Below are 14903 nucleotides of genomic sequence, written 5' to 3' on the forward strand. Positions count from 1 at the left end.
TAAGTAATTTTATGCTGACTGAAAATGATTATTTAAAAAATATTCTTAAAGCTCCTGTTTATGATGTGGCTAGAGTAACTGATTTCCAAAAATTAAAAAAAATTTCAACTAAAACAAAAAATTTGGTTTTTATTAAAAGGGAAGATCAACAAATTGTGCATTCATTTAAGTTAAGAGGTGCTTATAATATGCTTTATAAAATAAAGTCCTCTAACATAAATGGGGTAATTACAGCATCCGCAGGTAACCATGCCCAAGGACTAGCTTTATCTGGAAAAAAGTTAAATATTCCTGTAAAAATTGTAATGCCAAATATCACTCCAGAAATAAAAATAAATTCTGTTAAAAACTTAGACGCTGAGGTAATTCTTCATGGCGTAAACTTTGACGAAGCGCAAAATTATGCTTTAAAACTATCTAAAGAACAAAACTTAAAATTTATACCTCCTTTTGATCATCCAGATATAATAACTGGTCAAGGAACAATAGGTTTAGAAATATTTCAACAAAATAGTCATTTAAACTATATTTTTATTCCTGTTGGCGGAGGCGGTTTAATATCCGGCATCGCTATACTAATCAAACAATTAATACCTGATATAAAAATAATTGCAATTGAATCGGAGGAATCTCCGTGTTTATATGAGGCACTTAAGACTGGTAAACCTAAATCTTTAAATCATGTAGGACGTTTTGCTGATGGTGTTGCTGTAAAAAAGATTGGAACAGAGACTTTCAGAATATGTAAAGATTATGTCGATGATATTATTTTGGTAAATAGTGATGAAATTTGTTCTGCTATCAAAGATATTTTTGAAGATACGAGAGCAATTTCAGAACCATCAGGGGCAATGGGTTTAGCAGGAATAAAAAAATATATATCTCTACATAATATAGAAAATAAAAGTTTTGCAACCATTCTTACAGGAGCAAATCTAAATTTTAATAGTTTAAGATACATTTCAGAGAGAAGTGAGATTGGTGAACAAAAAGAAGCGTTATTTGCTGTAAAAATTCCTGAAAAAGTTGGTGAGTTTTTAAAGTTATATAACAAATTAAAAGGACGAAATATTACAGAATTTAACTACAGGTTTAATAATAGCAAAAATGCTAACATATTGATTGGAATAAGATTATCAAGTGGTTTGGATGAAATAAAAGAAATTCAAAAAGACCTTAAAGATGCTTGTTATGATGCTTTTAATTTATCTAATGATGAAATTGCGAAGCAGCATATCAAATATATGATTGGTGGAAAAACAAAAGAAAATATTGAAGAATTATTATTTAGCTTTGAGTTTCCCGAATATCCGGGAGCACTAAGAATATTTTTAAACCATTTAATAAAGGGAACTAACATAACTCTATTTAATTATAGAAACCAAGGTTCAGATTATGGAAAAGTATTATGTGGTTTTGATGTTAAACATACGGATAAAAAAGAACTCTTGAACTATCTAAAAAATCTTAACTACAAGTTTACAAATGTAAGTAATAATAAGGCATTTAAAGTTTTCTTATAAAGTAAGTTCCAAAAGAACTTACTTATCATCTTTTATTTTTTTTGGTCTAACCCAAGACGTGGACTTAACTATCGGAGCCTTATTAAAAACCAGCTCCTTTTCAGAGACATTTTTTGTAATAACTGAACCAGCACCAATTGTAGACCCATTTTTTATTAATAATGGAGCTCTCAATGAAGAATTAGAACCAATAAAAACATCATCTTCAATTTCAGTTTGAAATTTATTCACTCCATCATAATTACAAGTTATTGTCCCTGCACCAATATTCACTTTCTTACCTATAGATGTATCACCTATATAAGATAAATGATTAACTTTCGAAAGATCATCTATTGTTGTTTTTTTGATTTCAACAAAATTTCCAACTTTAACACTATTTTTTAATTTAGTCTGTGGGCGTAATCTTGCGTAGGGACCAACAATGCAATTACTGCCGATTTTAGACTCTTCGATCGAAGAAAAGGATAAAATTTCAGTATTATCGTCAATGACTGAATCTCTTATAATGCAATTAGATGAAATTCTTACATTATTACCTAAACTGACTCTCCCTTCGAAAATAACATTATTATCAACGAATACATCTTGACCAAAAGTTAACTCACCTCTAACATCAAATCGTGTCGGATCATTAATTTCTAATCCTTCATCCATATAAGTTTTTGCCAGAAAACTCTGATATGTTCTTTCCAAAGCTGACAGTTGAGATTTACTATTAACTCCCTCTACTTCCATTTCATTGTCTGTTGTAACAGCAACAACTTTTCGACCATGATTATTTGCAACCTTAACAATATCAGTAAGATAATATTCTCTCTGAGCATTATTATTATTAATTTGACTTAACCATAAGGCTAAATCTTTGGCATCAGCTACTAAAACGCCAGTATTAATTTCTTTTATTTCTTTTTCTTTTGAATTAGCATCTTTCTCTTCAACAATGTATTCAATTAACTCATTTTTTTTACAAATTCTTCCAAAACCTTTAGGATTTTCTTTTATACATGTCAGAAAAGCAATACCTCCCTTAGGCTGACTTTCTATTAGCCTATTAATCGTTTTCTTTGTTATTAGAGGGACATCTCCATATAGTACCAATATTTTATCAGATTTATTTTTATCATTTAGGGCTATTTGAACGGCATGTCCCGTTCCTAATTGCTCTTTCTGATAAATCCAAGTCAATTTTTCTTTTTCGAGAGCTTTTTTCATCATATCTGGTTGATACCCATAAACAACAGAAATAGTCTTACAACGAATTTCCTTACAGGTATCGATAACATGGTTTACCATTGGCTTAGATGCAAGCTCATGAAGTACCTTCGGCTTGTTGGATTTCATTCGTGTGCCTTTCCCAGCAGCCAAAATGATTGCATTTAAATCCATAATTGTCCTCTATAAAAAAGACCTTTAAAAAGGCCTTTATTTTCTATGTTTTATCATTTCAATGACTCGAAGTTTAGCCATAGCATTTTCTAAATCCAAACTAGCTCTTGCAAAGTCAATTTCACTATTACTATTGGTCATCAAATGCTCGGCTTGTTTTCTCGCCTTTTCTATTTTATCTTTATCAAGATTTTCGCCTCGAATAGCAGTTTCCGCTAAAATAATTACCGCATTAGGTTGAACTTCCAAGACCCCGCCAGAAAGATAAATCACTTCTTCACGACCATCTTTTAGTTTGATTTTAACCAAACCAGGCTTTATCGAAGTTAAAAGAGGCGTATGCCCCGCATAAATACCAAGCTCGCCCTCTGTACCTGTTACTCTAATATTCTCAACTTGCTGAGAAACTAATTTTTTCTCAGCACTCACAACTTCCAAAAGAAAAGTTATACCTGCCATAATTAAGCGCTCTTAAGTTTTTTAGCATTTTCGAGAACGTCTTCTATTGAACCACAATAAAGGAAAGCTTGTTCTGGAATATTATCATATTCACCAGCTAAAAGCCCCTTAAAACTCCTCAATGTATCATTCAAAGAAACATGCAACCCTGGATCTCCAGTAAAAACTTCAGCAACATGATATGGTTGAGTTAAAAATCTTTCTATCTTTCTAGCTCTAGAAACAATTTGCTTATCATCTTCTGATAGTTCATCCATACCTAATATAGCTATGATATCTTTCAATTCTTTATAACGTTGCAAAGTAGACTCGACACCTCTAGCAATATCATAGTGCTCTTGACCAACTACCAGTGGATCTAACATCCTTGAAGTTGAATCTAATGGATCTATTGCTGGGTATAAACCTAAGGATGCTATTTGTCTTGAAAGAACTATAGTAGCATCTAAGTGTGCAAAAGTTGTAGCAGGAGAAGGATCTGTTAAATCATCTGCGGGGACATAAACTGCTTGTACAGATGTGATAGAGCCTGTTTTAGTCGATGTAATTCTTTCTTGCAAAACACCCATTTCTTCAGCTAATGTTGGTTGATATCCAACAGCTGATGGCATTCTACCAAGAAGAGCTGAAACCTCAGTACCTGCTAGCGTATATCGATAAATATTATCAATAAATAAAAGTACATCCTTGCCTTCATCTCTAAATTTTTCAGCCATTGTTAGTCCAGTTAAAGCAACTCTTAATCGGTTACCTGGTGGCTCATTCATTTGACCATATACCATTGCAACTTTAGATTTAGCCTGATCTTCAATATCAACAACTCCAGCTTCCTGCATCTCATGGTAAAAATCGTTACCTTCACGAGTTCGTTCACCAACACCAGCAAAAACTGAAAGACCTGAATGTTTAAGTGCAATATTATTAATTAACTCCATCATATTGACTGTTTTACCAACGCCAGCTCCACCAAATAAACCAATTTTACCACCTTTGGCGAAAGGGCACATTAAATCAATAACTTTAACACCCGTTTCTAAAACTTCTGTTTGGTTTGATTGCTCATCAAATGAAGGAGCCTTACGATGAATTTCATATTTTTCTGACTCAACTGGGCCCCTTTCATCTATTGGTTCACCAAGCACATTCATTATTCTTCCAAGTGTAGCTTCACCAACAGGAACTTCGATTGGTTTATTTGTATTAGTAGCTAGCAAACCTCTTTTTAAACCATCTGAGCTTCCCATTACAATACATCTAACAACTCCACCACCGATTTGTTGTTGGACTTCCAAAGTTATTGTGCTATTTTCACTTTTTGTGACTTTAATAGCGTCATATATTTTAGGAACAGAATCTTTTGGAAACTCTACATCAACAACCGCTCCAATTATTTGGATGATTTTACCAGTAGACATAATTTATCCTCTATAAAATTATTTTAATCAAACTGCAGATGCACCAGAAACAATTTCTGATATTTCTTGTGTGATTGCAGCTTGTCTCGCTTTATTGTATACCAATTGTAATTCATCAATTAAATTACCAGCATTATCAGTTGCAGCTTTCATTGCTACCATTCTTGCAGCTTGTTCGCACGCTAAATTCTCAATAACACCGTGATATACTTGTGATTCAATATATTTTCTCAATAAATGATCTAAAATTGCTTTTGGATCTGGCTCGTAAATATAATCCCAAGAATGAGATCTATGCATATCTTCTTCTTCTGATTTTGGCAAAGGAAGAAGCTGCTCAATATTCGGTTTTTGAACCATAGTATTGATAAACTCATTACTTGCTAAGTAAAGTTTATCAACTTTCCCTGAATCAAACTCCCTAACCATGGCATTTACCACACCAATAAAGTCATTTAATTCTGGCTTATCTCCAATACCTGATACTTGGGCAACAATATTTCCCCCGTAGCTTTTGAAAAAAGTTGTAGCTTTTGTGCCAATGATTGCAATATCAATATCAACATTTTCTTCATGCCAAGACTTAATGTTTTCGAGTGTTTTCTTAAATAAATTCATATTTAACCCTCCACATAAGCCTCGATCAGAAGAGATTATAATATATCCAACTCTACTAACTTTTCTTTCTTCAAAATATGGGTGTTTATACTCTAATGCACCAAGAGCAATATGACTAATAAGCTTCCTTATAGTTTCAGCATAAGGTCGGGCAGCTAACATTGCATCTTGTGTTTTCCTCATTTTTGAGGCTGCAACCATCTCCATTGCCTTGGTTATTTTTTGAGTATTTTTAACACTACCAATTTTAGTTCTAATTTCTTTAGTTGATGGCATAAACGCTCCTAAGAAACCCTTTTATCTTTCTACCAAGTCTGTGTAGATTTAAAGTCTTTCAAAAGATCATGAAATTTATTTTCAATATCTTTATCCCAACTTCCTGTTTCATTCGTTTCTGATACCAAATTACTGTACTTATCTTTTGCAAAAGAAATCAAAGAGGCTTCAAAATCTAATATCTTATCAATTTCAACATCTTCTAAATAACCTTTCTCAACAGCAAATACAGACAATGCTTGCTCAGCTATTGACATAGGATGAAATTGTTTTTGCTTCATAAGTTCAGTTACTTTTTGTCCATGTTGAAGTTGCTTTTTCGTAACATCATCTAAATCAGATGCAAATTGAGAAAAGGCAGCTAACTCTCTATACTGAGCCAAAGCTGTTCGAATTCCACCAGACAATTTTTTAATAATTTTTGTTTGCGCTGCGCCACCTACACGTGATACGGAAATACCTGCATCAACAGCCGGTCTTATACCAGCATTAAATAATTCAGTCTGAAGAAAAATTTGTCCATCTGTAATAGATATTACGTTTGTAGGAACAAATGCTGAAACATCACCAGCCTGGGTTTCAATAATAGGCAAAGCTGTTAGAGAGCCTGTTTTTCCCTTAACTTTTCCTTCAGTAAATTTCTCAACATAATGTTCACTTACTCTCGCAGCTCTTTCTAGTAATCTTGAGTGTAAATAAAAAACATCACCTGGATAGGCCTCTCTTCCTGGTGGTCGTTTTAAAAGTAAGGATATTTGCCTATAAGCAACAGCTTGTTTAGTCAAATCATCATAAACTATTAATGCGTCCTCCCCTCTATCTCGGAAAAACTCACCCATTGTACATCCGGCATAAGGTGCTAAATATTGTAAAGCGGCAGATTCAGAAGCAGATGCAACAACTACAATCGTATTACTCAAAGCACCATGTTCTTCTAACTTTCTGACTACATTTGCAACTGTTGATGCTTTTTGGCCTATAGCTACATAAACAGAAAATACACCGGAATCTTTTTGGTTAATAATTGCATCTATAGCCAAAGCTGTCTTACCTGTTTGGCGATCGCCTATAATTAACTCTCTTTGTCCTCTACCAATCGGAATCATGGAGTCAACGGCTTTGTAGCCTGTTTGTAGAGGTTGATCTACAGATTTTCTGTCAATTACACCCGGCGCAATAACTTCTATAGGACTTGTTTGCTCGTATGAAATAGGTCCTTTACCATCAATGGGTTCGCCTAATGTATTAACAACACGACCAAGTAACCCTTTACCAACAGGCACTTCCAAAATCTTACCAGTACTAGTAACTTTAGTGCCTTCTTGGATATCTGAATAAGAACCCATAACTACAGCACCAACAGAATCTCTTTCTAAATTCAAAGCAAGTGCATATTTTTTATTTGGTAATTCAATCATTTCACCTTGCATAACATCAGCAAGGCCGTTTATACGAATAATGCCATCACTGACAGAAACAATTGTTCCTTCATTTTTAAGTTCAGTACTAGAATTGAAATCTTCAATTCTTTTTTCAATTAAATCACTGATTTCTACAGAGTTAAGTTGCATGTTACAATACCCTTTTAAGATTGTAATATGTTATTCATACGTTTCAATTTTCCACGTAGTGAATAATCCAAAACTTCATCTTTTGCTCGAACAATAATTCCACCGAGCAAGGATGAATCTATTTGACAATTAAGCTTTACTTTTTTAGAAAAGCGTTTTTCTAGTTTAGTTTGTAAGTCACCTTTATCTTCATTTGAGAGCTCAATAGCCGAAATCAAATCCACTGAAATAGTATTTTCATATAGATTTTTTAAGTTAAAAAACTCTTCACAAATTTCTGGTAAAAGACTTAATCTATTATGGTAAATTACAACATGGATTAAGTTTCTAACTTTTTCACGAATAGAGTCATCGCTTAAATTAGATAAGAACTCAATCACTCTTGATGATTCTCCACTTTCCTCTAAAGCATTTAATGTTTTAGAGTTGAGGGTTACTTCTTTTAACAAATTCATAAATTGTGACCAAACACTCAATGAGTTTGTTTTCATAGCAAAATCAAATGAAGCTTTGGCATATGGCCTTGCTAATGTGATTTTTTCACCCATAAAATCTCCTAAAAATTAGATTAAATATCTGCTTTGATTTTATCTAAAATCTCTTTATGAAGATCTTCATCAATCGACTTTTCAATAATTTTTTCTGTACCAGAAATAACTAGAGAAGAAAGCTTCTTTCTTAATTCATCTTCAGTTTTAGACTTTTCTGACATTACTTCTGCATGGCCAAGGCTAACTATCATTTCTCTTTCTTTGTTAGCTTCAACTCTTGCTTCATCAATTATTTGAGATTTTCTTTTATTAGCTTGCTCAATAATTTCAGAAGCTTTGAATTTGGCTTCAGAAAGCATATCTGCCACTTTGTCTTTTGCATCGGATAAGTCTTGAGTTGCTTTATCAGCTGCAGCTAGACCATCCGCAATTTTAGACTGTCTGTCTTCAATAGCTTTCATAACCGGAGGCCATATATATTTCATGCATATAAGAACAAATATTACAAAAGAAATCATTTGTCCAAATAACGTGAGATTTATGTTTATCATAATAAAAAATTCTCCTAAAAATTAGAGAAACTTATTGTATAAAAGGGTTTGCAAACATAATCAAGAACCCAACAACAACAGATATCATCGCTACTGCATCTAAAAGACCTGCTACAATAAACATTTTAACTTGAAGCATTGGCGCCATTTCTGGTTGTCGCGCGGCACTTTCTAAAAATTTACCACCTAATATACCAAATCCTATTGCTGTTCCAAGAGCAGCCAAACCAATTAGTAAACCACATGCTATTGCAGATAAACCTAAAACAGTTTCCATTATTTTCTCCAGTTTAATTTAAAATTAGACACAATTGTCTATATTTGTAAAAAATTAGTGTTTAAAAAATTTAATGTTTTTCATGAGCTTGGGCTAAATAGACAACCGTTAACATCATGAAAACAAAAGCTTGAATCGTAATAACTAAAATATGAAATAAAGCCCAAGGTAAAGAGCCCATAAATTGCAGATAATATGGTATTAAACCCGCAATTAAGATAAAAACGACTTCTCCAGCAAACATATTTCCAAACAAACGCATAGATAAAGAAATTGGTTTTGCAATTAGTTCAATTAAACCAAATATAAGATTTACTGGTATTAAAGCCTTGTGATTAAAAGGATGAAAAGCTAATTCTTTCAAATATCCTCCAAGACCTTTTATTTTTATACTATAGAAAATTATTAAAATAAAAACTCCTAATGCTAGTGCAAGAGGGACATTTATATCAGCTGTCGGTACAACTCTTAAATAAGATATTCCAAACAATACATTTGCCAGATGTGGTAATAAATCAACAGGTATCAAATCCATCAAATTCATTAAAAAAATCCAAACAAATATCGTCATAGCTAGAGGCGCTATCAAGCGACTTTTTCCATGAAAGATATCTTTCACATTCGTATTTATAAAATCAAAAAGTATCTCAACTGCACATTGAAATTTACCAGGAACACCTGACGATGCTTTTCTAGAAGCTACATAGAATAAAACTATAAATAATAGCCCCAAAACAGTTGAAAAGAATAAGATATCAACATTTACTTGCAAGAAAGAATTTAGTGATTCATGTGGAAATTTATTACTAGTTAAATGATGATTTATGTACTCTGTAGGTGTTAAGGGTTGTCCATTAATCACTTCGGCCATGATTTATCCTATATCTGTTTAATAATAAAAGGTAAAAAAGCATTAATGAATAGCAAAAAAAGAAGCATTCCCAACATAAAAAATATTTGTATTGAAAATACACTATTCACAAATACAATGGAGAAAATTATAATTATAAATTTAAGTGTTTCTCCCCAAAAAAAACTTTTGATAACTTGTTGCTTTTGTCTTGCTCCTGAAAAAATAAAGGCTTTAAAACAAAACACTATGTTAGCTAAAATAAATATTACACCTCCTATCAAAGAGGAGATTCCAGCATACTTGCCCGCAAATACAATAATAACAGTTGAAATTAACATCGTTAACGCTATTTCTATACAAATTATTTTTTTGCTAGTCGTATTCCATCTTTTATAATCGGAGAAAACACGTCGTCATCTTTATAATTGATTTATTTTTAAATATGAAATTATACTTTTCATATTTGTTAATGTAAACCTTAAAAGTATCTTTTTATTGCAATAACTTAATTAATTCATCTAATTTAGCATTATTATCAAAATTTATACTAATTGTACCCTTGCCTTTAGAGTTTTGCTTAATTGTTACATCACTATTAAACCTTTTAGACAATGTTTCTTCAAATGTATTAAAAGTACTTCTGATTTCTGTTCTTTTCTTTCTTGCCTGATTTATGTTTTTATTTTTGATTAAATCTTCCGTTTGTCTGACATTTAATTTATTATCAATTACCTGCTTTGCAATGACTAGCTGTTTGCTTTCATCTAAGCTTAATATAGCTCGTGCATGTCCCATTTCTAATTTTTGGTTTATAACTAAAGCTTTGACTTCTTCTGTCAATTTATTCAATCTCATTAAGTTAGTTACAGTAGCCCTAGATTTACCGATTATATCTGCAATTTCTTCATGCGTTAAATTGAATTCTGTTTGCATTCTATAAAGAGCCTGGGCTTCTTCAATCACATTTAAATCTTCTCTTTGTAAGTTTTCAATTAAAGATACAGCTATTGTTTCTCTATTATCGTATTGTTTTTGAATACATTTTATCTTTGTTTGGCCTGCTAGCTTACAAGCTCTCCATCGCCTTTCTCCAGCAATTATTTCATAATACTGTGCTTTTTTCTGAACTAATATAGGTTGTAAAAGACCATGTTTTTTAATAGATAAACTTAATTCATCAATTTTATCTTGATCTAAAAGTTTTCTTGGCTGATACTCACCAGGAACTAAATCATTGATAGGTAATTCTACAATATCATTAGTTGTAATTTCATCTACTTCTTTAATTTCTTTGTCTTGTGTCACATTAGATATTGATAGTAAAGCATCTAAACCTCTGCCCAGTCCTCTTTTGTGTTTTGTCATATTAATTTTATCCATTTATTACTGTTTGATCTAAACTATCATATTTTCTTAATAACTCTCCTGCAAGAGCCAAATAAGCTTTAGCACCATTAGAATATTTATCATAAAAGATTGCGGGCAAACCATGGCTGGGTGACTCTGCTAACCTAACATTTCTGGGAATAATTGTCCTGAAGACCTTACTACCGAAATGGCTTTTCAATTGCTGTGATACTTCATTTGCTAACTTATTTCTGGGATCAAACATAGTACGAAGTAATCCCTCTATAACAAGGTTTGAATTTAAGACACTCGTTAATTTATTTATTGTATCTAAAAGTGCTGTTAATCCCTCAAGAGCAAAGTATTCACATTGCATAGGGATAATAACAGAATTGGATGCTGCCATGGCATTTATTGTTAATAAGTTTAAAGAAGGAGGGCAGTCAATTAAAATAAAATCATAAATATCTTTTACTGGCTCTAAAGCATTCTTTAACTTCATTTCTCTTGCAAATGAATCCATTAATTTTATTTCTGCTGCAGTTAAGTCGCCATTAGCACCAACTAAATCATACTTTCCCGCAGTATTTTGTATAAGCACATCTTCAATACTATTATCTTCGACTAATAAATCATAAATTGAGTTTTTAAGCGCATATTTATCCACACCACTTGCCATAGTAGCATTGCCTTGTGGATCTAAATCGATTACTAAAACATTCCTCTCTGTAGCAGCTAATGAAGCTGCGAGGTTTATTGTTGATGTGGTTTTACCTACACCACCTTTTTGGTTTGCAAATGCTATAATTTTTGCCACTTTAAACCCCTTTTAAAAGCTTTTGTTTTTTTAATTTGACTAAACTACGAGAAGCATTAAGCTCAGGAACTTTTAAAGAAAAAATATCTGTAACAATATACGACGAATCAATTTGAGAAACTTCTTCTTTATCAATATTCCCTTTTAACGCATAAAAAAAGCCTTGGGTATCTACTAAATGATTACAAAGTTCAAGCATATTGGGTATAGAGGTAAAAGCTCGACTCAAAACACCATCAAATTTAATATCTGGTATAAATTTCTCAACTCGACTTTGCACAATATTAATATTTTTTAAACTTAATGTTCCTTTTACATGATTTAAAAAGCGTGTTCTCTTTCCTAAACTATCTAAAAGAAAAAAAGTTCGATTTGGATTTATAATCGAAAGAGGAATACCAGGAAGGCCAGGTCCAGTACCCACATCGATAAAATTTTCACCCTCTAAAAAAGGGGAAACTACTAAACTATCCATAATATGTTTTATGAGCATATCATTTTCATTTTTTATGGATGTTAAGTTATACGCTTTATTCCATTTTTTAAGTAATAAAACGTATTCTGCTAAAAGGTTAATTTGTTTTGAGTTGACTTCAAGATCTGTTTTATTTACTAGCCTCTCAAGTTGTTCAATTAATTCTTTGCTATGCACCTTTTTTCAATAATCCCTGTTTTTTTAAATAAACCAATAAAAGCGAAATTGCAGCTGGAGTAATACCTGAAATTCTTGACGCTTTTCCTATAGTTTCAGGCTTAAAATCATTAAACTTAGAAACCACCTCATTAGACAAACCCTTTACACTTGAATAATCAAAGTCCGATGGGAGTATTGTATTCTCGTATCTTAATTGTTTATCTATTTCATCAATCTGTCTATCAATATAACCTTGATATTTTATTTGAATCTCTACTTGCTTACAAGCTTCTAAATCTAAATCTTCTTTATAAAATCTGTTAATCTCAATTAATGACTCATATTTCACTTCAGGCCTTTTTAAAATATCGATGCCATTTACTTCTTTTGTCAAATTATTTTTTAACAAATGATTTAATTCATTGATGTCAGTTGAATTGGGGTTAAACCAAATATCTTTTAATCTTTGTTTTTCTTTTTCGATATTTTCTTTTTTCTGGTTAAATCTTTTCCATCTTAAATCAGAAATTAATCCCATTTTTTTTGACATTTCAGTTAATCTTAAATCAGCATTATCTTCTCTCAGATTTAATCTATATTCTGCTCTAGAGGTGAACATTCGATAAGGCTCTTTAGTTCCTAAAGTCGATAAATCATCTATTAAAACTCCTATGTAAGCTTCATGTCTTTTCAATATACACTGACTTTTTTCACTTACATATCTTGAAGCATTTAAGCCTGCAATTAATCCTTGTGCTGCTGCTTCTTCATAGCCAGTAGTACCATTAATTTGTCCAGCAAAAAATAAACCTTTAATAAATTTTGTTTCAAGTGTGTGTTTTAAATCTCTTGGATCAAAATAATCATATTCAATAGCATACCCTGGCCTTGTAATTCTTGCATTTTCAAATCCACTCATAGATCTAACTATTTCTATTTGAACATCAAAGGGTAGACTTGTAGAAATTCCATTAGGATATAATTCATTTGTTGTTAACCCTTCAGGCTCAATGAAAATTTGATGACTATTTTTATCAGCGAATCTCATAACTTTATCTTCGATTGATGGGCAATATCTCGGACCAATACCATCAATCTCGCCTGAATAAATCGGGCTTCTTTCCAAGTTATTTCGTATAATTTCGTGTGTTCTTTGATTAGTATTAGTAATATAACAAGGAATTTGTTTAGGATGATTGTTTCTATCTCCAATAAAAGAAAAAACAGGTAAAATTTCATCTCCATATTGTTTATCTAAAAGGTCAAAGTTGACAGTTCTTGAATCAATTCTAGGTGGAGTCCCAGTTTTTAATCTACCAAAACGAAATGGATACTGTTTTAAATTATGAGCTAATTGGTTTGAAGCTGAATCTCCAGCTCTTCCGCCAGAGTGATTATTCAATCCTATATGGATACGACCGGATAAAAATGTTCCTACCGTTAAAACGACAGATTTTGCTTTTATTTTTACCCCCATATTTAAAATAACGCCTTCAATTTTTTCATTATTAATGATTAGATCAATAACTTCTTGTTGAAAAATATCTAAATATTGTTGGTTTTCGAGATAATTTCTTATATAGTTTTTATATAAAATACGATCTGCTTGAGCTCTTGTTGCTCTTACTGCTGGTCCTTTAGAAGAATTTAATGTTCTAAACTGTATGCCAGAATGATCAATAGCTTCTGCCATTAAACCACCCATAGCGTCAATTTCTTTGACTAAATGTCCCTTTCCTATTCCACCAATAGCTGGGTTACAAGACATTTGTCCTAAATTATCAATATTTTGAGTAAGTAATAATGTTTTTTGTTTTGTTCTAGCTGACGCAAGAGCTGCTTCAGTTCCAGCATGACCGCCACCTATAACAATAACATCGTATTCTTCATTATAAAACATAATTACCTCTGTTTTTAGACCTATATATAAGAGATGCTTATTTTACCTTTGATCTAAAAAAAACAAAACTTTTTTAACAAGATCTTTATATATATATATATATAGATCTATATAGATCTTTTTTATTAGATCTATTATTAAGGATCTATGATCTTGTTATTAACTGACATTAGATCATAATGATCAGTTAGTTACGAAGATCATTAGCTGTAATTTTACTATTGATCATCTGTTGTTATTTTGTGATCAAAAGGAAACTTATCCACAAATATTTTTTTGTTTTTTTTTGTATGTGGATAAGAGAGGGGGGTTATGTGGTTTTATAATAAGTTATTAACATTGTTTTAGAGCTTCAATAAAGACTGTTGTCCAATCTTTTGTTGCTTCTTCAGGCATCGGGTTTAAAGAGACATCTATATCAAATCTTGGTATTAATGATTGAGCTTTAAGTTTCTGTAGTAATGTTTCTAGTTTTTTTCCAGCCCCACAAAAAGTATCGTAACTTGAGTCACCAATAGCGATAATTGAGAACAATATATTACTTAAATTAGGGTTTTGTTCTTGGAGTTGTTTGGCAAAAGGCTCTATTGTCTCTGGATAATCTCCTGCACCATGAGTGGAACAAATAATCAACCATATGCCTTCACAAGGAATTTCATTTAAATTTGGTTCATAGAATATATCTGATGTAATATTGTTTTTTGAAGCTCTTTTGCTAAACAATCACCCACATACTCAGCTCCTCCAAGAGTACTTCCTGTTATTATATTTATATGATGCAT

General features: G+C 31.8%; 15 protein-coding genes and 1 pseudogene. 1 reads left to right on the forward strand and 15 read right to left on the reverse strand.

Annotated elements, in window-relative coordinates:
* Positions 1–11 precede the first annotated feature (11 nt).
* Positions 12–1523: a threonine ammonia-lyase, biosynthetic gene (gene ilvA / locus CF386_RS03250; RefSeq protein WP_089073031.1), complete on the forward strand. Its 1512-nt coding sequence runs from the start codon at positions 12–14 to the stop codon at positions 1521–1523.
* A gap of 18 nt (positions 1524–1541) precedes the next feature.
* On the opposite strand, the gene glmU is transcribed toward ilvA, so the two are convergent.
* The 15 genes and pseudogenes from glmU to mioC form a co-directional block, all read right to left on the reverse strand.
* Positions 1542–2912, reverse strand: a complete 1371-nt coding sequence (glmU, locus tag CF386_RS03255) for a bifunctional UDP-N-acetylglucosamine diphosphorylase/glucosamine-1-phosphate N-acetyltransferase GlmU (protein WP_089073032.1) — start codon at positions 2910–2912, stop codon at positions 1542–1544.
* A gap of 36 nt (positions 2913–2948) precedes the next feature.
* Positions 2949–3371 carry a F0F1 ATP synthase subunit epsilon gene (locus CF386_RS03260; protein ID WP_089073033.1) on the reverse strand — a complete coding sequence of 141 codons (423 nt, stop codon included), beginning with the start codon at positions 3369–3371 and terminating at the stop codon, positions 2949–2951.
* Between the two features lie 2 nt (positions 3372–3373).
* A complete protein-coding gene (atpD, locus tag CF386_RS03265; protein WP_089073034.1) occupies positions 3374–4786 on the reverse strand; it encodes a F0F1 ATP synthase subunit beta in 1413 nt (470 codons plus the stop codon).
* A 27-nt stretch (positions 4787–4813) separates the two neighbouring features.
* Positions 4814–5680: a F0F1 ATP synthase subunit gamma gene (atpG, locus tag CF386_RS03270; RefSeq protein WP_089073035.1), complete on the reverse strand. Its 867-nt coding sequence runs from the start codon at positions 5678–5680 to the stop codon at positions 4814–4816.
* 29 nt (positions 5681–5709) lie between these two features.
* Positions 5710–7251, reverse strand: a complete 1542-nt coding sequence (atpA, locus tag CF386_RS03275; protein ID WP_089073036.1) for a F0F1 ATP synthase subunit alpha — start codon at positions 7249–7251, stop codon at positions 5710–5712.
* Positions 7252–7265: 14 nt separating this feature from the next.
* On the reverse strand, positions 7266–7799 hold the full coding sequence (locus CF386_RS03280) for a F0F1 ATP synthase subunit delta (protein WP_089073037.1): 534 nt from the start codon (positions 7797–7799) through the stop codon (positions 7266–7268).
* A 20-nt stretch (positions 7800–7819) separates the two neighbouring features.
* On the reverse strand, positions 7820–8290 hold the full coding sequence (atpF, locus tag CF386_RS03285) for a F0F1 ATP synthase subunit B (protein WP_089073749.1): 471 nt from the start codon (positions 8288–8290) through the stop codon (positions 7820–7822).
* Positions 8291–8324: 34 nt separating this feature from the next.
* Positions 8325–8570 carry a F0F1 ATP synthase subunit C gene (gene atpE, locus CF386_RS03290; protein ID WP_089073038.1) on the reverse strand — a complete coding sequence of 82 codons (246 nt, stop codon included), beginning with the start codon at positions 8568–8570 and terminating at the stop codon, positions 8325–8327.
* 70 nt (positions 8571–8640) lie between these two features.
* The gene (gene atpB, locus CF386_RS03295) at positions 8641–9441 is read right to left on the reverse strand and encodes a F0F1 ATP synthase subunit A (RefSeq protein ID WP_089073039.1); all 801 of its coding nucleotides are present in this window, start codon (positions 9439–9441) and stop codon (positions 8641–8643) included.
* Between the two features lie 8 nt (positions 9442–9449).
* Positions 9450–9761, reverse strand: coding sequence for an ATP synthase subunit I (locus tag CF386_RS13600; protein ID WP_089073040.1), 312 nt, complete (start codon positions 9759–9761; stop codon positions 9450–9452).
* A gap of 154 nt (positions 9762–9915) precedes the next feature.
* Positions 9916–10788: a ParB/RepB/Spo0J family partition protein gene (locus tag CF386_RS03305; RefSeq protein ID WP_089073750.1), complete on the reverse strand. Its 873-nt coding sequence runs from the start codon at positions 10786–10788 to the stop codon at positions 9916–9918.
* Positions 10789–10795: 7 nt separating this feature from the next.
* Positions 10796–11587 (reverse strand): ParA family protein, encoded by a 792-nt coding sequence (locus CF386_RS03310; RefSeq protein ID WP_089073041.1) that lies wholly within the window; start codon positions 11585–11587, stop codon positions 10796–10798.
* A gap of 1 nt (position 11588) precedes the next feature.
* Positions 11589–12239 carry a 16S rRNA (guanine(527)-N(7))-methyltransferase RsmG gene (rsmG, locus tag CF386_RS03315; protein WP_089073042.1) on the reverse strand — a complete coding sequence of 217 codons (651 nt, stop codon included), beginning with the start codon at positions 12237–12239 and terminating at the stop codon, positions 11589–11591.
* Positions 12232–14121 carry a tRNA uridine-5-carboxymethylaminomethyl(34) synthesis enzyme MnmG gene (gene mnmG, locus CF386_RS03320; RefSeq protein ID WP_089073043.1) on the reverse strand — a complete coding sequence of 630 codons (1890 nt, stop codon included), beginning with the start codon at positions 14119–14121 and terminating at the stop codon, positions 12232–12234. The genes rsmG and mnmG overlap by 8 nt, the downstream gene beginning before the upstream one ends.
* A gap of 333 nt (positions 14122–14454) precedes the next feature.
* Positions 14455–14903 (reverse strand): annotated as a pseudogene (gene mioC, locus CF386_RS03325) (FMN-binding protein MioC).

The sequence above is a fragment of the Paraphotobacterium marinum genome, assembly GCF_002216855.1.
GTDB classification, from domain to species: Bacteria; Pseudomonadota; Gammaproteobacteria; order Enterobacterales; family Vibrionaceae; genus Paraphotobacterium; species Paraphotobacterium marinum.